Origin of the sequence: Paenibacillus sp. OAS669 (assembly GCF_014873645.1) — a bacterium.
Lineage (GTDB): Bacteria > Bacillota > Bacilli > Paenibacillales > NBRC-103111 > Paenibacillus_S > Paenibacillus_S vulneris.
Genome location: NZ_JADBDR010000004.1, coordinates 389,225 through 409,341, shown reverse-complemented (window position 1 = coordinate 409,341; position 20,117 = coordinate 389,225). Strand labels below are relative to the sequence as shown.

General features: G+C 49.5%; 19 protein-coding genes. 18 read left to right on the top strand and 1 reads right to left on the bottom strand.

The annotated features are described in order from the left end of the window. The first annotated feature begins 113 nt into the window (after positions 1 to 113). The 6 genes from GGC63_RS12280 to GGC63_RS12255 all read left to right on the top strand — a co-directional run bounded on the left by GGC63_RS12280 (position 114) and on the right by GGC63_RS12255 (position 5,856). Positions 114 to 581, top strand: coding sequence for a hypothetical protein (locus GGC63_RS12280; protein ID WP_192702571.1), 468 nt, complete (start codon positions 114 to 116; stop codon positions 579 to 581). A gap of 156 nt (positions 582 to 737) precedes the next feature. Continuing rightward, on the top strand, positions 738 to 1,400 hold the full coding sequence (locus tag GGC63_RS12275; protein ID WP_192702570.1) for a YdeI/OmpD-associated family protein: 663 nt from the start codon (positions 738 to 740) through the stop codon (positions 1,398 to 1,400). 100 nt (positions 1,401 to 1,500) lie between these two features. After that, on the top strand, positions 1,501 to 2,937 hold the full coding sequence (locus GGC63_RS12270; RefSeq protein ID WP_192702635.1) for an aldehyde dehydrogenase family protein: 1,437 nt from the start codon (positions 1,501 to 1,503) through the stop codon (positions 2,935 to 2,937). Positions 2,938 to 3,061: 124 nt separating this feature from the next. Next, positions 3,062 to 4,108 carry an ABC transporter substrate-binding protein gene (locus tag GGC63_RS12265; protein ID WP_192702569.1) on the top strand — a complete coding sequence of 349 codons (1,047 nt, stop codon included), beginning with the start codon at positions 3,062 to 3,064 and terminating at the stop codon, positions 4,106 to 4,108. Positions 4,109 to 4,178: 70 nt separating this feature from the next. After that, positions 4,179 to 5,057, top strand: coding sequence for an ABC transporter permease (locus tag GGC63_RS12260; protein WP_079911866.1), 879 nt, complete (start codon positions 4,179 to 4,181; stop codon positions 5,055 to 5,057). A gap of 4 nt (positions 5,058 to 5,061) precedes the next feature. After that, the gene (locus tag GGC63_RS12255) at positions 5,062 to 5,856 is read left to right on the top strand and encodes an ABC transporter ATP-binding protein (protein ID WP_079911865.1); all 795 of its coding nucleotides are present in this window, start codon (positions 5,062 to 5,064) and stop codon (positions 5,854 to 5,856) included. A gap of 82 nt (positions 5,857 to 5,938) precedes the next feature. On the opposite strand, the gene GGC63_RS12250 is transcribed toward GGC63_RS12255, so the two are convergent. Next, a complete protein-coding gene (locus GGC63_RS12250; protein WP_192702568.1) occupies positions 5,939 to 6,811 on the bottom strand; it encodes a helix-turn-helix transcriptional regulator in 873 nt (290 codons plus the stop codon). A 256-nt stretch (positions 6,812 to 7,067) separates the two neighbouring features. On the opposite strand from GGC63_RS12250, the gene GGC63_RS12245 reads away from it, so the two are divergent. The 12 genes from GGC63_RS12245 (at position 7,068) to GGC63_RS12190 (ending at position 20,053) form a co-directional block, all read left to right on the top strand. Beyond that, entirely contained in the window at positions 7,068 to 8,102 is a 1,035-nt protein-coding gene (locus GGC63_RS12245) for a glycoside hydrolase family protein (RefSeq protein ID WP_192702567.1), read from the top strand. 159 nt (positions 8,103 to 8,261) lie between these two features. Then, positions 8,262 to 8,564, top strand: coding sequence for a UxaA family hydrolase (locus GGC63_RS12240; RefSeq protein ID WP_412973861.1), 303 nt, complete (start codon positions 8,262 to 8,264; stop codon positions 8,562 to 8,564). Next, on the top strand, positions 8,551 to 9,732 hold the full coding sequence (locus tag GGC63_RS12235; protein ID WP_192702566.1) for a UxaA family hydrolase: 1,182 nt from the start codon (positions 8,551 to 8,553) through the stop codon (positions 9,730 to 9,732). The genes GGC63_RS12240 and GGC63_RS12235 overlap by 14 nt, the downstream gene beginning before the upstream one ends. A gap of 126 nt (positions 9,733 to 9,858) precedes the next feature. Further along, a complete protein-coding gene (locus GGC63_RS12230; RefSeq protein WP_192702565.1) occupies positions 9,859 to 10,941 on the top strand; it encodes a VanZ family protein in 1,083 nt (360 codons plus the stop codon). A 461-nt stretch (positions 10,942 to 11,402) separates the two neighbouring features. Next, complete coding sequence (locus tag GGC63_RS12225) at positions 11,403 to 12,977, top strand: glycoside hydrolase family 43 protein (protein ID WP_192702564.1); 1,575 nt, start codon at positions 11,403 to 11,405, stop codon at positions 12,975 to 12,977. A gap of 14 nt (positions 12,978 to 12,991) precedes the next feature. Further along, positions 12,992 to 14,125: a hypothetical protein gene (locus tag GGC63_RS12220; protein ID WP_192702563.1), complete on the top strand. Its 1,134-nt coding sequence runs from the start codon at positions 12,992 to 12,994 to the stop codon at positions 14,123 to 14,125. A 17-nt stretch (positions 14,126 to 14,142) separates the two neighbouring features. Further along, complete coding sequence (locus tag GGC63_RS35110; RefSeq protein ID WP_318781036.1) at positions 14,143 to 15,669, top strand: glycoside hydrolase family 43 protein; 1,527 nt, start codon at positions 14,143 to 14,145, stop codon at positions 15,667 to 15,669. A gap of 198 nt (positions 15,670 to 15,867) precedes the next feature. After that, entirely contained in the window at positions 15,868 to 16,272 is a 405-nt protein-coding gene (locus GGC63_RS12210; protein WP_192702562.1) for a cupredoxin domain-containing protein, read from the top strand. A 281-nt stretch (positions 16,273 to 16,553) separates the two neighbouring features. Then, positions 16,554 to 17,540 (top strand): lipoate--protein ligase, encoded by a 987-nt coding sequence (locus tag GGC63_RS12205; RefSeq protein WP_192702561.1) that lies wholly within the window; start codon positions 16,554 to 16,556, stop codon positions 17,538 to 17,540. A 71-nt stretch (positions 17,541 to 17,611) separates the two neighbouring features. Then, the gene (locus tag GGC63_RS12200; RefSeq protein WP_192702560.1) at positions 17,612 to 18,043 is read left to right on the top strand and encodes an NUDIX hydrolase; all 432 of its coding nucleotides are present in this window, start codon (positions 17,612 to 17,614) and stop codon (positions 18,041 to 18,043) included. A 17-nt stretch (positions 18,044 to 18,060) separates the two neighbouring features. Continuing rightward, positions 18,061 to 18,540, top strand: coding sequence for a GNAT family N-acetyltransferase (locus GGC63_RS12195; protein ID WP_192702559.1), 480 nt, complete (start codon positions 18,061 to 18,063; stop codon positions 18,538 to 18,540). 97 nt (positions 18,541 to 18,637) lie between these two features. After that, entirely contained in the window at positions 18,638 to 20,053 is a 1,416-nt protein-coding gene (locus GGC63_RS12190; protein WP_192702558.1) for a serine hydrolase domain-containing protein, read from the top strand. The last annotated feature ends 64 nt before the right edge of the window (positions 20,054 to 20,117 follow it).

Genomic DNA, 20,117 nt, shown 5'->3' with positions numbered 1-20,117 from the left:
TCTGGCGTTGTTCGCTTTTCGCTTTCCATTTACCATAATTTTCATAATCCGATATAATAGGAAGAAGCTGATGTCAATATCCATATTTTTGTAACGGGAAAGGAGCAGCTTGAGTGAACGCCCATGATGAACGGAACAAGCGAAGAATCATTCTGAGCTTACAACCGAAGCCTTACAATGAGATCCTGAAGGGAATCAAAAAGTTCGAATATCGCAGAGCATTTCTTAAGGAAGCCGTAACCGCTTTTATCTATGTGAGCTCGCCGGTCAAGGAGCTTCGTGGGATTATAGAATTCGGAACCCCGATCATCGATTCGGCAGATCGTATAGCTGCTATTGCTGAACGGGAGCACCCCGGATGGGGGCAGGGGATAACCTCTTATTTGAAGGGGCTGGACAAGGGCTACGCCATACCCATAAGGTCTATTTGCGAAATTCACACCCTCGCCTTACAGGAGCTGCGGGACAAGTATGGCTTTACCCCGCCGCAATCTTATATGTATCTGGAGAGCAATAAGAAATTGGCGGATGACTTGCTTGCTGCAGCGGGAATGCTAGCTTCGGATCCTTACAACTGCTGAACGGGTACTTGATGGATACTGAGGAGCTGTAGTGCGTTTTAAAAAGGGAGACTGTTCTTTGGCGCGGACGTGATTGTTTGGTTAAGATAGGGGGATAAGCAGCTCTGTGCTATACTAAGGGTATCCAATTGTCTTGTAAAAGGAGTCAGCATAAACATGGAAGCCGATCTAGTCAAAAAATTAAAGCTGCAGAACGCTGAACGAATCCTGATTATGAACGCTCCGGACGGTTATCTGGAAAGAATATCCCCCCTTCCGGACGATACGAGACTGGATCTACGGCCGTCTGGAGAATATGATTTCGTACATCTGTTCGCAAGCAATGTGGACGAGCTGAATGCCCTAGGTCCTGAAGCGGCCAAAGCCGTTAAACAGGACGGGCTTTTCTGGATTTCATATCCCAAGAAAAGCTCTAAAATCAAAACGGATCTTAACCGGGACGCCGGCTGGGAAACGATTCACGGAGCTGGCTTCGAAGGCATTGCCTTGATATCCATTGACGATACTTGGTCCGCCATGAGGTTTCGTCCGGCAGAGCTGGTTCAGAGCACAAGTCCGCGCAGGGAGCAGAGAAGCCGGCAACCGGCGACAACGGCTGAATCAAAGTCCCGGGTACTGGAAATTCCGGAGGATTTCCAAGCAGAGCTGGAAAGCAAGCCGGAGATCAAAGCTTTTTTTGACGGATTATCCTTCACGCACCGTAAAGAATATGTTCGTTGGATTACGGATGCGAAACGGGAGGAGACCCGTGTCAGCCGGGTTCAAAAGTCGCTGGAAAAGCTTGCCGCGGGTATAAAATCTCCGTTCCTGAAATCTTGATAGTAGCCCGAAAGCTCTTCGTCCGATAGCTTGTTCTTCGGAAGGAGGGCTTTTATACATGACCAGATGAAAAAAAAGGAGAGTGCCGGTTGTGAGTTCTATGCTGCGAGCAGGTTCTATCATTAATGGAAAAGAGGTTATCGGAAAGGATAGCAGCGTTCATAACGTGAAAAATCCGTATACAGGTGAAGCTATCGGAACCGTCGAATATGCATCGAAGGAGGACGTCGAGGCGGCGGTTGCTGCGGCGAACCAAGTATTTCACTCTGTCATGAAAACAATGCCCGCCTATCGACGTGCTGAAATATTACGGACGGCATCAGATCTGCTGGAGGCACAGACGGAAGCGTATGCCGTTATGCTGGCCAAGGAAGCGGGCAAACCGATCCGCGACGGGCGGGCGGAAGTCGGCCGTGCGGTACAGCTGCTTCGCTTCGCATCCGATGAAACCAAGACGATGCATGGCGAGCTTGTTCCAATGGATGCCGCCATCGGCGGGGAACAGCGGCTGGGGATGGTACGCCGGTATCCGATCGGTGTCGTAGCGGCAATTACTCCGTTCAACTTTCCGTTGAACCTTGTCTTGCATAAGCTGGCGCCGGCTATCGCGGCGGGCAACACAGTCGTGCTGAAGCCCTCAGAGAAGACTCCGTTCTCTGCGGTTATGCTCGCCAAGCTCTTTGAGGAAGCCGGGCTTCCCTCTGGAGCATTGAATGTGATTCAGGGGGCCGGAGCAGAGCTGGTGCCAACACTTGTTACGAACCCGCTGGTCCAAAAGGTTACTTTTACCGGAAGCTCACAGGTCGGCTTAAGCATTAAACAAATGGCAGGCTTAAAGAAAGTGACGCTGGAGCTCGGCTCCAATTCCCCGAACCTTATTTTCGAGGACGGAGACCTGGATAAAGCGGCGCGCAGCCTCGTAAAAGGAGCATTTGCCTTCGCCGGCCAAGTTTGCATCTCCGCTCAGCGCATTTATGTTCAGCGTGCCGTTTATCCGTCATTTTTGGAGCGCTATATTCCGATGGTGGAGCAGCTTGTTTCTGGTGATCCGCTGCAGGAGGCAACCGACCTCGGACCGATGATTACTGAAGAGGCGGCCCTTCGTGCGGAGCAATGGATCAGAGAAGCGGAATCCCAGGGCGCAACGGTCCTGACAGGAGGGAAGCGTAAGGGAACCATGCTGCAGCCGACAGTTCTTACCGGAGTCACCCATGACATGAAGGTCATGTGCCAGGAGGTCTTTGCTCCTGTTGTATCGGTGCTTCCGTTTGATACGGAAGAAGAGGTCATACGCTTAGCCAATGACTCTGACTATGGCTTGCAGGCGGGAATATTCACAAGGAATATCAACCGCGCCCTGCGGATAGCCGATCAGCTGGAGACCGGCGGCGTCTGGATTAATGAAATTTCAACCTACCGTCAGGATAATCAGCCTTATGGCGGCGTCAAGCTTAGCGGAACCGGCAAGGAAGGCATACGATATGCCTTGGAAGAAATGACGGAAATGAAGTTCATCGGCATTCATTACGCAGAGTAGGATGCCTACGAACGAAAAGTAAATAAATGTAAATGAATGAGAAATCATTGACGGACCCGTCCTACCGTAATAAGATAGCATTAACGCTTTAAAGCTTTCTACCTATACATAGGAGGGTCTAATAATGAAATCAGCCAAGCTTCTTTCTTTGCTCGTTGCCGTACCGTTGATTTTTGCGGCGGGCTGTGGGTCCAAACCCGCTGCGCCAGCCAATGACAACGCCGGAGGAGCATCAACACCTAGTAAAAAAGTAGTGAAAATCGGAATTTCCCAAATCGTCGAGCATCCTTCGTTGAACGCGACGCGTGAAGGCTTTCTGGCCGCGTTGAAGGAAGCAGGATATGTTGACAAAGATACGATGCAGCTTGATTATCAAAATGCGCAGGGCGATCCGACGACCAATTTAACCATTGCTCAAAAATTTGCCGCGGATAAAAAGGATCTCGTGCTTGCTATTGCAACGCCTTCCGCTCAAGCGGTTGTACAGAACGTGAAGGATGCTCCGGTATTATTCGCCGCTATAACCGACCCCGTGGGGGCTAAGCTGGTGAAATCGCTGGATCAGCCGGGCGGTAATGTAACCGGTGCCGCGGACACGAACCCTGAATCGATCACCAAGCTGATGGATCTGATCGCATCCGACTTCCCTAAAGTAAAAACAGTCGGCGTCGTGATCAACGAAGGTGAGCCGAATGCAGTCGTCATGCTGAAAACGGCAGAAGCTCAGCTTGCCAAGCATAATATCAAGGTGATCAAAGCTGCTGTAGCGAACAGCTCTGAGGTCAAGCAAGCTGCCGAGTCTTTGGCAGGCCGGGTTGACGCATTCTATACCACATTGGATAACACAGTCATCAGCGCCGTCGAGTCCATCATTAAAGTGGCTAATGACAAAAAAATTCCTTTGTTCTCTGCTGACCGCGATACGGTGGAAAAAGGAGCAGTGGCCACCTACGGCTTCAAATACTACGACCACGGCTACCAAGCCGGTAAAATGGCTGTAGAGATTTTGAAGAACGGTGCAAAACCAGGCGATATGAAGGTCACTTTCCCTGACAAGCTCGACCTGATCATCAACCAGGCTGCAGCCAAGCAGCAAGGGGTAGAAATTACAGACGCTATCAAAAATAAAATGCTAGATAAAAACAATCTGTTGAACGGTACTGCGAAATAATAACGCTTTAGAGTGACCTTCGCTGTTTCATTGCAAGGTCGCTTTTCATTCTTTATTGGAGGCTGGAAACATGGATGCTTTCTGGAGTTCGGTCGAACTCGGTTTAATTTATGCTATCATGGCTCTGGGAGTATATATTACATTCCGGATACTGGACTTTCCCGATCTGACGGTAGACGGCAGCTTCACTACCGGCGGCGCGATTGCTTCGGTCATGATCGCAGGGGGATCATCGCCGCTGTTGGCGACGGTCCTGGCTTTTGTCGGAGGCGTCCTTGCCGGTGCCTGTACCGGCTTGCTGCATACCAAAGCGAAGATCAACTCCTTGCTCGCAGGGATATTGATGATGATCGCCTTGTATTCTATCAATCTCCGCATTATGGGGAAATCCAACATTCCTCTGCTTGGTGAGGACACGCTCCTTACGGGAGTCCATGTACTGTACGTCATGCCGTTTGTCGTTATCATCGTGAAGCTCGCGCTGGATTGGTTCCTTCATACGGATCTCGGGCTTTCGCTCAGGGCTACCGGCGATAATCAGCGAATGATCCGAAGCTTTGGGGTCAACACAGACTCCACGATCATTGTTGGTGTCAGCTTATCGAACGGACTTGTCGCCTTATCCGGTGCTTTGGTCGCTCAATATTCGGCCTTTGCTGAAATTACGATGGGCGTAGGGATGATCGTGATCGGCTTGGCATCCGTCATTATTGGGGAAGCATTGTTCGGTGCCCGTACGGTCATATGGGCGACTTTATCGGTAGTTCTGGGTGCGGTGCTGTACCGCTTGATCGTCGCATTGGCGCTTCGGGTCGGACTGGAAGCTACGGACATGAAGCTGATGACGGCACTTATCGTTATTGTTGCGTTGGCACTGCCTATGGTCCGTAAACGATTTAAACAAAAGGCGCTCATTCGGAAGCGGACCAGCCAGCTGGAGGGAGAGTGACATCATGCTTAATCTGGAAAAAGTGTCAAAGCTGTTTAATCCCGGAACCCCGGATGAGAAGGTGGCTCTGTCCAATATTCAGCTGAATATGAAGGAAGGCGACTTCGTTACCGTCATTGGGAGCAATGGCGCCGGAAAGTCGACGTTAATGAACATCATTTCCGGTGTTATGATACCGGACAAAGGCACGGTCAAGATCGCCGGTCAAGCCGTGGAAAACGTACCTGAGCACAAACGGGCCAAATGGATCGGACGGGTCTTTCAGGACCCGATGGCGGGAACGGCTCCAACCATGACGATTCAGGAGAACATGGCGATTGCTTATGCAAGGAACAAAACAAGAGGGCTTGGCTTCGGCGTCACCTCCAAGAAAAAGGCGATGTTCGCGGAGCAGTTGAGCCGACTGGGCCTGAATCTGGAAAACCGGATGAATGCGAAGGTGGGCCTGCTCTCAGGCGGTGAGCGGCAAGCGCTGAGCTTGCTGATGGCAACCTTCACGGAGCCGCGCATTTTGCTGCTCGATGAGCATACGGCCGCATTGGACCCATCCCGTGCCGAACTGATCACGAGATTAACACAGCAGATCGTGCAGGAAATGCACTTAACGACTCTTATGGTGACTCATAACATGGAGCAGGCTATCCGTCTCGGCAACCGGTTGATTATGATGGACAAAGGCAAAATCATTCTGGATGTGCCGGAGGAAGAGAAGAAGGGCCTGACCGTAGAACGGCTGCTCAGGGAATTCGAGCGCATTCGCGGAGAAAAATTTGTAGACGACCGTGTCGTCCTTGGATAAATAGCTAAAGCGCACTATCTGATCTGATGGATCAGGAGTGCGCTTTTTTTGGTATTTTGTTTTTGAAAAGGGCTTGAACTTGTTAAGAAAGGCTGTGCAAATAGCCTGAACGATATTTTGCCGGCGAGATGCCCGTATGCTGCCTGAACATGCGCAAAAAATAATTGTAATCGGTGAACCCGACCTGCATAACGATCTCCTTAAGCGGCAAATCCGTATTGTGAAGCAACAACTTGGCCCGCTCGATCTTGATTCGGTTCGCATATTGCAGCGGCGTCAAGCCGGTATGCTTCTTCAAGCATTTGGACAGGTAATCGATGTGAAAATTGAAATGTCCCGACAGGTCATCCAGCCGGAACGGCCTATCGCTGGTCATATAGAGGTAGTTAATGATCTGCTCGCTAAGCTTCTGGCTTCTTGAGATGGTTTGGGTTCTCAGGCTTTTTTGCAGAGCGACGAAGAATTGCCCGAGCAGAGCTTGAAGCGGCAGCTGATTTTCCAATGAAAAGCGATTTTTCAGCATCAGCATTTGATCCAGCAATGGAAACAACTCACCCGTCTCTATTGGTCCGAATTTGGGCAGATACATCAACTGAATGCCGGGCTCCAAATCCCGGTAGGTGGGAGAAGGAGAGACGGCGGTCCATTGAACCTCATTGGCTGCAACGGTACGCAGCGGAGGCTCATGCATTAAATGCAAATAATACACCTCGGTTCCCTCCGGGCTGGGCTGATGTCCCCAATGTCTGCGGTTAGGCTCCAATATCAGCATGCCATTCTCCGGGATTTCGTACTCGATATGTTCTTCCGTCATATAAAACGCGCCTTTTTTTACCAAAATGATGTCATATAAGGGGAAGCTTCTTTCGTAGTGAACCGTGCCCTTCACTGGCTTCGAGAAGCCGACCGTCATTAGATGGGGCATCGGCGGTATCCGCAGCTCCAAGCAGTCCATATTTATCACCTGCACAACAGAATTGAAAGCGTATAATAATACGTATGTCCCCATATTGTATCCATAAGAAATCAATAAAATCAATATAAATTGAATGTAGCGTAACTAATTTTAACACTGATTTTGTGCTTAAATGGATCGGGATTTTCTATAGGCTTAGAGGGTCCTATGTGCTTAAATGAAAATAGCAGGAGTTATTTAGACGATGCAAGAGTCCCAGTGAACAAAAAAACAGATAGATAGAGGAGAGAAATCAATGTCCTTAACATTTGAGAATTTAAGCGAAAAACTGAAGCCGGCCCCGCTCAACGGCGGTTTCCGTATGGATGGTTATTGGGTATGGTGCGGTTCCGTGGTGAAAGGAGAGGACGGCCGCTTTCATATGTTCGCATCCCGCTGGCCGCAGACGCTGCCTATGCACCCCGGCTGGATTATGGGCTCTGAAGTTGTGCGCGCGGTTTCGGACACGCCGGAAGGACCGTACGAGTTCCAGGAGGTGGTTTTGCCTGCAAGGGGAGCCCAGTATTGGGACGGACGCAGTACGCACAATCCTCATATTACCAAATGCGGAGATACGTATTTGCTGTATTATATGGGCTCCACCCATCCGCTGCCGGAGCCGGTTCCGGGTGAAACCATAGGCCTTGACGATCCTCGTTGTATCGTTGGCCGTGCGAATAAGCGAGTGGGACTGGCCGTATCCAAAAGCGTGTTCGGCCCATGGGAGCGTTCGGATGCCCCGCTGCTTCCGACTCGCCCTGGCAGGTTCGACAGCTTCTTGACGTCAAACCCAGCACCATGCGTCCATAAGGATGGGTCCGTTTTGTTGGTCTACAAAGCGAGACGCTATGAAGGGAATGTACATGGCAAAATGACGATTGGCGTGGCTTATGCCGATCATTTCAGCGGCCCTTACGAACGGAGTTTGGATGAGCCATTGTTCTCGCCGGAGAAGTTCCATATTGAGGATCCGTTCATTTGGAAGACGGAATCGGGCTATGAGCTCATTGCCAAAGATATGGATGGAAATATCGGCGGCGAGAAGCACGGCGGCGTACATGCGTTCTCCGAGGACGGCAAGCAGTGGGCGTTCTGCGAGCGACCTAAAGCTTATTCCCGAACGATCACATGGGAGGACGGTACCGTCCAAACGATGGGCAGTCTGGAGCGGCCGTTCCTGCTGTTCCAGGACGGCAAGCCGACCCATTTGTTTGCAGCCGTAGCCAATGGCCCTGGCGGTTTCCAAAAGGCGACGAAAACATGGAATATGTGTATTCCCATTGGAGAGTAGGTAAATAGAAGCGGTTGGACGAACAAGTCCGGCTGCTTTTTTTTGCGCTGAAAAAAAGGTTGAAAAAGGAATTTATTCCATGTGGTAGGAATAGGATGTACCCGTCTCGAATGTAATATGCAAGCGCAATCACTTTATAATTTGATCAAGGGGGAATGTCTGTTGTCGTACCACACGGTGATGATGAAGCCAAGTGATAACGTTGCTGTCGCTCTGTCGAATATTCCTAAGGGAGCGGAGCTGACCGTAACCTGTCAGGATCGAACCTTTCCGGTGCTGCTGCTGGAGCCGATAGAATTTGGCCACAAGTTTGCGGTCACACCTATTGAAGCCGGAGGAGACATACTCAAGTACGGTGAAGTCATTGGAGCCGCTACAAGAGATATTCAAGCCGGTGAGCATGTGCATGTACATAATCTGGAAGGAAAAAGGGGAAGAGGGGATCAGCATGCCGCAATCTAATACAAGCTCCCGAAGCTTTTGGGGGTATAGGCGCCCTGACGGACGGGTTGGCGTCCGCAATCATGTATTGATTTTACCGACGATCGTATGTGCGACCCAGACCGCACAAAGAGTAACGGAACTGGTTCAGGGAACCGTTACGTTCATTCATCAGCACGGCTGTGCTCAAGTAGGTATTGATTATGAGCAAACGTTCCGCACGTATGTAGGAATGGCTGCAAATCCTAATGTATACGGTGTCATCGTATTGGGGCTAGGCTGTGAAACGCATCAGGCCCGAAGCGTTGCTTCCGAGGTACGCAAGACCGGCAAGCCTGTCGAGGTAGTTTCCATTCAGGACCACGGAGGCACTTTGTTCACGGTAGCCGAGGCGGCAAGAGCGGCAGCTAGAATGGTGCAGGATGCATCAAGGGAACGAAGGGTAGAATGTGACTTCGGGGAATTGATTGTCGGCACCGAATGCGGAGGCTCGGATGCTTGCTCCGGACTATCCGCTAACCCGGCTGTCGGTGTGTGCAGCGACAAAATAGTCGATCACGGGGGAACCTCTATTCTCGCAGAGACGACGGAGCTCATCGGCGCGGAGCATTTGTTAGCCAGACGGGCCGTTGACGATCACGTAGCCAAAAGAGTTTACCAGGTTATCGAAGCAATGGAGAAGAGGGCGTTCACGATGAATGTGGACATTCGCACCGGCAATCCAAGTCCGGGCAACATCAAGGGCGGGCTAAGCTCTTTGGAAGAGAAGTCGCTCGGTGCCTCCAACAAATCGGGAACAAGACCTTTGCAGGAGCTCATCGATTATGCCGAGAGACCGAGCCGGAAGGGATTAGTATGGATGGACACGCCGGGCCATGATATTGAGCAATTGACAGGTATGGTTGCAGGCGGCGCACAGATCGTATTGTTTACGACAGGGAGGGGGACTCCTACAGGCTCACCGATTGCGCCGGTAATCAAGATTTCAACGAACACATCCATCTATGAAAAAATGAATGATAATATCGATTTGAACGCCGGAACGATTATTGAAGGAACGGAGACGATTGAATCTGTCGGCGACCGGATCTTTGAAGAAATTATTGAGGTTTGCTCCGGCAAGCTGACCAAATCGGAAATTTTGAAGCAGCACGATTTCGGTATTTGGCGGATCGGCCCGACATTTTAGCAGCGTTATACAGGACTTAAGTCGAGGATGATACCGGGCTGAGGACGGTTCATAGTTTTGGCATAACAACGTAAACTAGGGGAAGCTTATTTCGTAGCGAATCTAATCATCAGGTGTTGACTTTTTATGATCGAATCCTACTTGTTTCCCATCCGTTATGCGCTGTTAACCTTTCCGGTTGTCGCCTTTTTTTTCACTCTGCCGTTTTTGATTATACAGTACCGGGTATATGGCTATGTTCATCGCTTCCGCGGTGTCGTGCTGTATTCCTTCCTGCTTTACCTGTTAACGGCGTATTACTTGGTCATTTTGCCGCTACCTGATACCATACATACGTGTACAGGGTCCGGGGATACCTATACGCAGTGGACACCGTTTCGATTCGTGCAGGACTTCTTGAAGGAAACGCGTATCCGTCTGGATGAACCGGCAACCTATATCGGAGTCATCAGGGAGAGGGCGTTCTGGCAGGTCGTTTTTAACATCTTGCTGCTTGTGCCTTTCGGGTTTGTGATCCGGTATTACTTTCGATTCAAATGGGTGTTTACATGCGCCGCGGCGTTCGGATTATCGCTATTTTTCGAATGGACGCAGTGGACGGGATTATACGGCATCTATGATTGTCCATACCGTCTGTTTGATGTGGACGATCTGATGCTGAATACAGCCGGAGGGGCTATAGGCGGCGCTATTGCCGTACTGATGTCGAGACTCTTGCCATCGCTGGATCAGCTGGATGACGACGTGGACTTGAAGGCTATGCGGGTCGGATTCGTGCGGCGGTTTATCGCATTTCAGACCGATTGGGTACTCCTTGTCCCATTTGCAATGTATTTATTATATATCGGAGAACCGGTCTATTTTGCTGCTCTAATCTTTGGGTATTTTATTGTGCTTCCTTACCTGACGAACGGCTTTACTGCGGGTAAATATTTCGTTCGCATCCGTCTTCGCGGCCGGGGGGAGGACATCAAGTTCAATGAGCTGCTGATACGCTACGGACTGTTATATTTTGTTATCGGCGGTGCAAACTGTTGTGTTGCTTTTGCCACAGTCCAGCAGCTGCAGCCCCTCTATTTCTTGCCTCTTTTATTAGCGGTAGCATGTATGGATGTGATGTTCGTAATCCATCTGCTAATCCGGGCCTATCGGCGGGACAAGGGCTTGTTCTACGAAATGCGGAGCGGGACTTATCACGAAATCAAATAATGTGCGTATAGTGAAATTAGAATTTGGGGAACACCAGCAGCATTAGACCATCAGATTCCGTTCTTGAGGACGGATTGCTTTTGGTCTTTTTGCTATTTTATTTTGTATCGCCAGAAGATTGCTTTTTGATTTGCATGAAGTACAGCTTGTTTTTTCTTATTTATTTATGATTTCTTTCAAACTTTTGTTTTGTTTCTTTGAAACTTTTAGCAGGTCATTTCTTTCGCAATAGAGATCAAAACCAATGATCTTCCGTTGTCATTTAACAGGAAAAAGCCGGCTTTGGTTGCTCCTCCCAGGAATATAAAGGGATATTGTGGAAGACAAAAAAACGAAACTTTACGGATGTTTAAACATCAATTTGTATAGAATCGTATGAATCTTTGTACTAGAATGAAGACAAGAATAGACATTTTATTTTGTGCTTATAAAGGACATTGTTCAAAAGGAGACCGTGCTAGATGAACTCGACGACATTTCGCAATCCCGTTATACCCGGTTTTTATCCCGATCCGTCCATTTGCAGAGCAGGAGAAGATTATTATTTAGTGACCTCTTCTTTTGAGTATTATCCGGGCGTACCTATTTTCCATAGTAAGGATCTGGTGAACTGGAGACAGATCGGACATGTTCTTGACCGTCCTTCCCAGCTCGATCTGGACGGCACGCCGACCTCCAAAGGAATCTATGCGGCGACTATTCGCTATCATAAAGGGATCTTCTATATGATCACAACCTTTGTTGTGAGTGCAACGGGGGCACGAAGAAACTTCTTCGTAACCGCCGAGGATCCGGCAGGGCCTTGGTCAGACCCGTATTGGCTGCCTGATGCTCCGGGCATCGATCCGTCCTTGTTCTTCGATGACAATGACAAAGTATATGTCATGGCCAACCGTCAGCCGCCTTCCGGACAGCAGTACCCTAAGCATATGGAAATTTGGCTGCAGGAGCTCGACTTGGAAACCAAGCAGCTGATCGGGCCCAAATTCAGCCTGTGGGACGGCGCTCTAAAGCAAATTCATGCCCAAGAAGGTCCTCATCTATATAAAATCAACGGTTATTATTACTTGCTTATTGCGGAAGGAGGGACCGGATATACCCATTCAGTCACGATAGCGAGGAGTGAGTCGATAACCGGACCGTATGAGAACTGCAAGTCCAATCCGATCTTAACTCATCGTCATCTGGGCAGAAGCTACCCTATCGTTAACGTCGGACATGCGGATATCGTAGAGACGCAGAACGGGGAATGGTGGATGGTATGCCTTGCATCGCGTCCGTACGGCGGCGAGTACAGGAATTTGGGCAGAGAAACGTTCCTTGTTCCGTTCATTTGGGAAAAAGACTGGCCTGTCGTAAACCCGGGCAAAGGGATTGTCGAAATCGAAATGCCGCGCCCTAACCTACCGGAAACAAGATGGCCGTCAGCTGCTGCCTGTGATCCATTTGAAAGCGGTACACTGGGGATGCAGTGGAATTTTATCCGGACCCCTAGAGGAGAGTTCTGGTCCCTTACAGAACGTCCGGGCTATCTTCGTTTAAAGCTGAAGCCGGAGCGGCTGTCGGAATGTGCGAATCCGAGCTTTGTCGGAAGGCGCCAGCAGCATATGAGCTTTGTTGCGCGTACGGTGATGGAGTTCGTTCCCAAGACGAGTCATGAAGCCGCCGGACTCGTTTTGCTGCAAAACCAGGATTACCATTTCCGATTGGAGTACGCTCTGGGAGAAGCCGGTCCTGTAATCAGGCTGATCCAGCGCAAGGCGGGAGAAGAAATCATATTAGGAGCCCATTCGGTCGATGCGGGCAAGCTTTACCTTAAGGTAGAGGCCATCGGGCAGGCTTATCATTTCTATTATGCAACCTCTTACGAGCAGTGGATTGCTTTGGCGGAGGATGTGGATGGAACCCTGCTCAGCTCTGATGTTGCCGGAGGCTTTATCGGAGCCTATATGGGCTTATATGCAAGCAGTGAAGGGGAAGCGAGCACGAACTACGCAGACTTCGATTGGTTTGAATACCTTCCGATCGAGGATTAAAAGGGGACATCGCGATGACAACAGGACAACAACAAATTCAAGAGCTGTTAATTGAGATAGATGCGTTATTCACGAATTTTTATCGTTGGCTCGGAGGCCAATATGACCCGGCTTCAGGCGGTTTCTACTACGCGCGGAGCTCGTTTGAAATGGAGAACTTCATTCCGGATATTGAATCGACGGCTCAAGCGCTCACTATTCTGGCACGCTCCGAGCTGCTGGATCGGCTGCCCGAATCGATGAAGCAAAGTATCGCTGCTTTTTTCCAGAAGAAGCAGGATCCTGCAACAGGATATTTCTTTGATGCAGACGAGAATATGCGTAAGGACGAGGTCATGGTCATGAGAGCGCTTGGTTACAGCAGCAACTCTCTTCGCAGACTCGGGTCGGCGCCGCTGCATCCGCTTCCGCATCAAATGATCACCCGTCCAGAGCATTTAAGTACCCCGGAAACGTACATTGCGTGGCTTAAGAAAGTGGATTTGCGCAACAGCTGGAGAGGCTGCGATTTCATGGGGACGCCGAACCATCATATTGCTAAGATGGAAGAGGAGGAGCGGAATCGGTTTATTGAAGCGGGCAAAGCCTATTTTGCCTCCATTCAAGATCCGGAAACAGGCTTATGGGGCGAAGGCAACCGGTATATTCGCATATCCGGAACGTTTAAGCTGAGCGCGTTTTATACGCAATTCGGCATTCCTCTGCCTAATGTTGACCGTATTTATCAGACGATCCTGCAATGCCTGCGGGAGGACGAGGCCAGAGATATGTGCTGGATCCGCAATCCGATCGATTTGCTCGGTACGTTCGGGCATGTGCTGACCATTCCGCAGGAGGAATTGGCGGAGATTATCCGGATCACCATAGCTAATATGCGCAAGCTGCTGCGGGAGGATGGAGGCTTCTCCAGAGAAATTCATCAATCGCCGCCTGCTCCCAACGTTGCGCAGGTGAAGGAAGGGGAGTTTTATCCCTATATGCCGGCGGCCGTCCCGATTGGAAAAGGGCGGATTGAGGGCGATATGAACGCCGGTACGCAGGCTTTATTAATTCGCGAGTTTTGCCATAAGCTGGCCGGCATCGAGCACAAGCCGATTGATCAGGCAACGGAGACGTTTTTGCAAACGATTCAAGTTCACGGAGCATAAAAGGAGTTCGATGAACAGTGACTGTCAGAACCTACTCGAATCCTATTCGACCGGGATTCCACCCAGACCCTTCGATCGTACGTGTGGGCGAGGATTATTACATGGTCAATTCGACCTTTCAGTATTTCCCTGCCATTATTATTTCCCATTCCAGGGATCTTGTGAATTGGGAATATATTGGACACGCCATCACGAAGAGCGAGGATATTCCGTTGGCGGATTTGCCGGACTCCTACGGCATCTGGGCTCCTGATATCTCTTATCACAACGGAGTGTTCACGATTATGGCCACCCTGCGGCTGCATGGGTCCGGCCGCCACAATATTCTTATGACATCGGACAAGCCGGAGGGGCCGTACTCCAAGCCTGTCATTATCAATGAAGAAGGACTGGATCCTTCGTTATTCATAGACGACGACGGCAGCCGCTATATGGTCTATGGAGGAGGCGGCGCCAAGCTGCTGAGGCTGAATGACGATATGACCGCCGCCGTAGGAGAGTCGATCTTCTTGTGGCCGGGTACGGGGAAAGCTTCGCCGGAAGGGCCTCATATACTGAAGAAGGACGGGTATTATTACATCATCCTTGCCGAAGGCGGTACCGAATATGGACACTGCGTAACGGTAGCACGTTCCCGAACGTTGACAGGTCCTTATGAAGCCTGTCCGCATAATCCCGTCCATACACAGACGGATCCGACGGCGGCCATTCAGCGCGCGGGTCACGGCAAGCTGGTACAAACCCAGTATGGCGACTGGTGGATTGTTCATCTGGCGGGCAGGCCAATCGGCGGGAACTATTGCGTGCTTGGAAGAGAAACCTGCCTGGAGCCTGTTCAATGGACAGAGGATGGATGGTTCCTGGTGAATGGGGGCTATGGCCCCAGCCATGTTCAGGCTGCACCTCAATTAGAGGAGCATCCTTATCCATTTACCGGGTTTGATGACTTTGATGATGAGAAGCTTCCGCTGCATTGGCAGTTCGTGAGAAATCCGGATCCGGCCGGATGGTCCCTTCAGGAAAGACCAGGTTATGTAAGACTGTGGACCGGGGATGCGGATATTGATTCGATCGAAGCGAAGAATGTGCTTGTTCGAAGAGAGCAGCATCATGGATACGAAGCCGCAATGAAATTGGAGTTTCATCCGGAGGTTAACGGGGAGCAGGCCGGGCTTATATGCTATTATGATACGCGATGCTTTGTAAAGCTTTGTCTGATCTATGACGAGGGACTGAAGATCAAGCTGATTGAACGGCGGGCTTCCAGTACCCGGGTTCTCACTTCGGCAGAGCTGGAGGTTCAGAAGGAACTGTATTTGAAAGTTACAGTACAACGCGAGGCTAGAAGCTTCTCTTACAGTACGGACGGATCCTCCTGGGAGCTTCTCGGGGTTATCCCGGATGCTCAATTTCTTAGCGATGAAGGAACCATGGAGAAGAAGGCATTTACGGGGACGATGGTCGGTTTTTATGCCAGCAGCGGCGGCTCCGGCAGACGTATTGCCGCTGATGTGGATTGGTTCCGGTACGACGTAGTGAGATAATCGTATCCTGTTGGGGAAAAAGGGACAGCACACCGCTGTTTCTTTTTTCTTTATGCCAATAATTGCATGGGACCTTCGTTCTCTAGGGATTGTGCTGATTACGCCATATTTGAATCGCTCCATGAACTGTTCCATCCGATATACTTAGGGTATACCCTTTGAAGGTACGATCAAGAATATGCGGAGAGGGTGGAAGCCATGAAACGGATGACAAAAGCAGTCACTCTACTAGCCGGGCTGGGTCTGCTTGGACTATGTGCCATATGGTTGTATGTTCAAAGTAAACCGGATCCTGTAGATCCTCTTATTGCGGAGCAAGCGGCGGGATATCAGGTCGCTACCATAACCGTAACAGCCGACGGCTTCGTGCCGGACCATATTGAATTACAGCCGGGTGTTCCAGCCAAAATAAACTTTAAAAAATCGACTGGCTTTACTTGCATCAAAAATATGATTTCCAAGGATTTCGGGATGGATGTTCCTCTGAATAAAGGGGACAACCTTATAACCTTAGATTCTTTGAAGCCTGGAACATACGAGTATTACTGCGGAATGTACATGTATTATGGGAAAATAACGGTGAAAGACAATAAAACGACATGATGGTTCATAAAAGAAGAATAGATGATCTGAATGGCAGGTTGGGGGCATCCTTTGGGATGCCTTTTTCTTTTGACCGACGGTCCCCGTGACGAACCACCCGATTCAGCTTTTAAGCCAAACTCCACTTTGTAGGGCAACGGCTCTTTCTCAAAATGATTCCGTATTCTCTTAGGATTTCCCCCTTTGTCGAATCATAAAGGAGCAAGAAAATTTGGCCGCGCTGTGATATGCTTATAATACATAAAGATGCTCCGTTGGGAGTTAAGGAGAGGATAAGGACCATGCTGTTTATTGATAATCAGAACATGACAGACCCGGCGCTTAATCTGGCGCTGGAGGAATATGCGCTTAGAAACCTGCCTATAGAAAATGACTATTTGCTGTTCTACATCAATGAGCCTTCTATTATTATCGGGAAAAACCAAAATACGGCGGAGGAAGTGAACCGCGAATATGTAGAGGCTAATGGGGTCCATGTCGTTCGGCGTCTATCCGGAGGCGGTGCGGTGTACCATGACCTTGGGAATCTGAATTTCAGCTTTATTACAAGGGATGACGGCAAGTCCTTCAGTAACTACCGCAAATTTACCGAGCCCGTAGTCCAAGCCCTGCATCAATTGGGTGTAGAAGCGGAGCTTTCGGGCCGTAATGATATTCAAGTAGGAGAACGGAAGGTGTCGGGGAATGCCCAGTTTTCGACCAGAGGACGCATGTTCACTCATGGAACCTTGATGCTGAATTCCCAGATTGAGAATGTCGTATCGGCTTTAAACGTGAATCCGTTGAAGATTCAGTCCAAAGGCTTTAAGTCGGTTCGGAGCCGCGTCGCCAATATTTCCGAATTTCTTCGTGAGCCGATGACCATTACGGAGTTCAGACAATATTTGTTGAATTTTATTTTCGAGGGAGCCGTTCCGACGGAGTATAAGCTGACAGAAGAGGACTGGGCAGCGGTTCGCAGGCTTGCGGATGAACGGTATCGGAGCTGGGACTGGAATTACGGTCAATCCCCGGAATTCAACGTCCATTCCATGAAGCGTCTACCGGCCGGTACGTTTGATGTGAGATTGGATGTGAAAGAGGGCGTTATCCGCGGCGCCGTCATTTACGGAGATTTCTTCGGGGTCGGGGATGCCGTAGAGTTTGCCGCCAAGCTGATCGGAGTGAAATACGATACCGAGGCCCTTCAGCAGCTGCTGGATTCTGTGGACCTTACTTATTATTTTGGCGCAGTAACTAAAGAAGAATGGCTGGAGCTGCTCTTGTAAAAGAGAACTCATAAGGATCGTGAATAAGGCGCGAGGAATCGGGCTAACAAGCAGGACATCAGGAGGGGAATATGGGAGAGCCGCTGTTTTATGGGTCTGTTCATTTATTGTTTTATCGTCAGGAGGAGGTGCTTCTTCTTAAACGGAAAAACACAGGGTTTATGGACGGCTGGTGGAGTGTCGTCGCAGGAAGAATCGACGGGAATGAGGAGGTTGTATCGGCGGCAATCCGGGAGGCACGGGAGGAAGCTGGAATCACGATCGAGCCCTCCCAGCTTAGAGTAGTTGGCGTCATGCACCGAAAGAACACAAGCTCGGAATGGGTTGATTTTTACCTGCTGGTAGATTCCTGGTCAGGCACGATTACGAACGCAGAGCCGCATAAATGCGAAGAATTAAGGTGGTTCCATATCAAGGAATTGCCAGACAACATCATTCCCTACATCAAGAAAGCGATTGAAAGAAACCATGAACACATGTGGTTCGAAAGCCATGGCTGGTGACGCTGAGGAGGGAGTCTATGTACGCCTTTAGAAGCCTGAACGAGGGAGATCTGGAGACGATTTGCCAATTTCCTCAAAGTGAAGAAGAATTGCTGTACATGAGTCCGCGGTCTCAATATCCGTTAACCCCGGAGCAGATAGTGCAATTATTGCAAAACCGATACGAACCGAGTGTCGTTATGGATGTTAAGACGCAGGAAGTGGCAGGCTATGCCAATCTATATGATCTTGACCCTGCTGAATGCTCCTGTTGGGTAGGAAACGTCATTATATCGCCGGAATACCGAGGCAAAGGAGCGGCGGAATTTTTATTTGATCATTTGCTGCAAAAGGCTAAACACAGTCTGAAGGTTCAGAAGGCTTTTCTATGGTGCCACAACACGAATACCCGGGGATTGTCGTTCTATCATAAGTACGGGTTCAAGCCTGTTGATATGAAGATTATGATGCTGGGTGCGAACAGGGTAGTAACCATCCAAATGTACAAGCCGCTATGATCAGACAAAGTATGTTTTCCAAGGTTCGCCAAAAAACATCCGTTGCCCGCGAATTTTGCGGTTGCCTGGGAAATAACGATTTCCCTTAGGAGGTTCTATGTCATATGATAAACTCTCCCCGAAATCGGTACTTCGTTTTTTAACTGACTTGGAGCGATCGAGACTTTGGGTGAACAGCTTTATTTTGTTTCAGGATGGGAATATTGAAGCCCAATTCTGGCGTAAACCATACAAGAAGGGCACACAGCAGCTATTATTTTCCCTTAGTAAGAGCTTTACATCTATTGCAGTGGGGATTGCATGGGATGAGGGCTATTTGGATTTGAAAGATCGAGTGATCTCATATTTCCCGGATAAGCTGCCGGACAAGCCTTCTGCGAATCTGATGAAAATGACAATACATCATCTGTTATGCATGAGTGCTGGACATCACGACAATATTTACAGACGAGTTGCAAGGGAGCAGGATTGGATCAAAGCGTTCCTTGCACAAGAGGTTCAGCATGAACCTGGCACTCATTATCGATACAGCACTCACTCCACTTATATGCTTGCTGCTATTGTTGAGAGGGCGACGGGGCAGAGCCTGGTAGATTTCTTAATGCCCCGGTTATTTGAGCCTCTAGGTATTCCACAGCCTGTTTGGGAAGCTTGTCCGGCAGGAGTTACTGCGGGAGGGATGGGGCTGAGTATAGGGACCGAGGGGATAGCTAGCTTCGGGCAAATGCTGCTGGATAAAGGGATGTATGGCGGGCGGAGGATTGTTTCGGAAGCATACATGGAACTGGCGACACGGGAGCAAAGCGATAACCGTCAAGATACTGCGCATGCGGATTCTTCACAAGGCTATGGATACCAATTTTTCTTATGCCGCGAAGGCTGCTACAGAGGGGGAGGCGCTTTTGGACAGCTTTGTTTTGTAGCCCCAAAGCGTCGCATTGTAATAGCGGCGACCTCCAGCTTAACCGGGAGTGCCGAACTTCAGTCTCTGCTGGACCTTGTGTATGATCATTTGATCCCCTCCGCTGATGATGGAAGTGATTCATGCTTTGATGGCAAAAAACAATTGCAGCAGAAGCTCGCTGCGATGTCCGAAACGATGCACACTCACCCTATTACAGGTTTACGGGTCCAGGCAATAGGTCATAGGAGCTACCGGACGACTCCAAATCCTCAACGAATCCGACTGGTTCATCTCCATATGGAGGGCTCGGGCTTCGAGTTACAGATAGATTATGAAGATAATCAGAATAAAAGGCTGCAGCTTGATTTTGATCGTCCGGTTCGTTTTGAGGAACGGTTCGTAAAGGACTTGTCTTTGCATCTGCAAGAGGTGATAGGTTTTGCGGGATTGGATGAGGAAGGGATCGTTCTGACGTTGTATTACATAGAAACTCCGTATGTGGTTACTTACAGAATCAGGCTCAGCGGAAGTCAATTGGAGCTGGCTTATACAATGAATGTTTCACTAAATAATGAAGCGTTTGAGGTCGTAGGGGAGCTTCTTCATTGAAGAATACAAACGGACAAAAGCCGGAGAAAAGGGAAATTACCCTTATTCTTCCGGCTTTTTATTA

Coding starts and splice junctions, on each gene's coding strand:
- GGC63_RS12195 (WP_192702559.1), top strand. CDS start 18,061: ATGTACGCCTTTAGAAGCCTGAACGAGGGAGATCTGGAGACGATTTGC.
- GGC63_RS12225 (WP_192702564.1), top strand. CDS start 11,403: ATGAACTCGACGACATTTCGCAATCCCGTTATACCCGGTTTTTATCCC.
- GGC63_RS12260 (WP_079911866.1), top strand. CDS start 4,179: ATGGATGCTTTCTGGAGTTCGGTCGAACTCGGTTTAATTTATGCTATC.
- GGC63_RS12190 (WP_192702558.1), top strand. CDS start 18,638: ATGTCATATGATAAACTCTCCCCGAAATCGGTACTTCGTTTTTTAACT.
- GGC63_RS12235 (WP_192702566.1), top strand. CDS start 8,551: ATGCCGCAATCTAATACAAGCTCCCGAAGCTTTTGGGGGTATAGGCGC.
- GGC63_RS12205 (WP_192702561.1), top strand. CDS start 16,554: ATGCTGTTTATTGATAATCAGAACATGACAGACCCGGCGCTTAATCTG.
- GGC63_RS12275 (WP_192702570.1), top strand. CDS start 738: ATGGAAGCCGATCTAGTCAAAAAATTAAAGCTGCAGAACGCTGAACGA.
- GGC63_RS12250 (WP_192702568.1), bottom strand. CDS start 6,811: ATGGACTGCTTGGAGCTGCGGATACCGCCGATGCCCCATCTAATGACG.
- GGC63_RS12255 (WP_079911865.1), top strand. CDS start 5,062: ATGCTTAATCTGGAAAAAGTGTCAAAGCTGTTTAATCCCGGAACCCCG.
- GGC63_RS12230 (WP_192702565.1), top strand. CDS start 9,859: ATGATCGAATCCTACTTGTTTCCCATCCGTTATGCGCTGTTAACCTTT.
- GGC63_RS12220 (WP_192702563.1), top strand. CDS start 12,992: ATGACAACAGGACAACAACAAATTCAAGAGCTGTTAATTGAGATAGAT.
- GGC63_RS12210 (WP_192702562.1), top strand. CDS start 15,868: ATGAAACGGATGACAAAAGCAGTCACTCTACTAGCCGGGCTGGGTCTG.
- GGC63_RS12270 (WP_192702635.1), top strand. CDS start 1,501: ATGCTGCGAGCAGGTTCTATCATTAATGGAAAAGAGGTTATCGGAAAG.
- GGC63_RS12245 (WP_192702567.1), top strand. CDS start 7,068: ATGTCCTTAACATTTGAGAATTTAAGCGAAAAACTGAAGCCGGCCCCG.
- GGC63_RS12200 (WP_192702560.1), top strand. CDS start 17,612: ATGGGAGAGCCGCTGTTTTATGGGTCTGTTCATTTATTGTTTTATCGT.
- GGC63_RS12265 (WP_192702569.1), top strand. CDS start 3,062: ATGAAATCAGCCAAGCTTCTTTCTTTGCTCGTTGCCGTACCGTTGATT.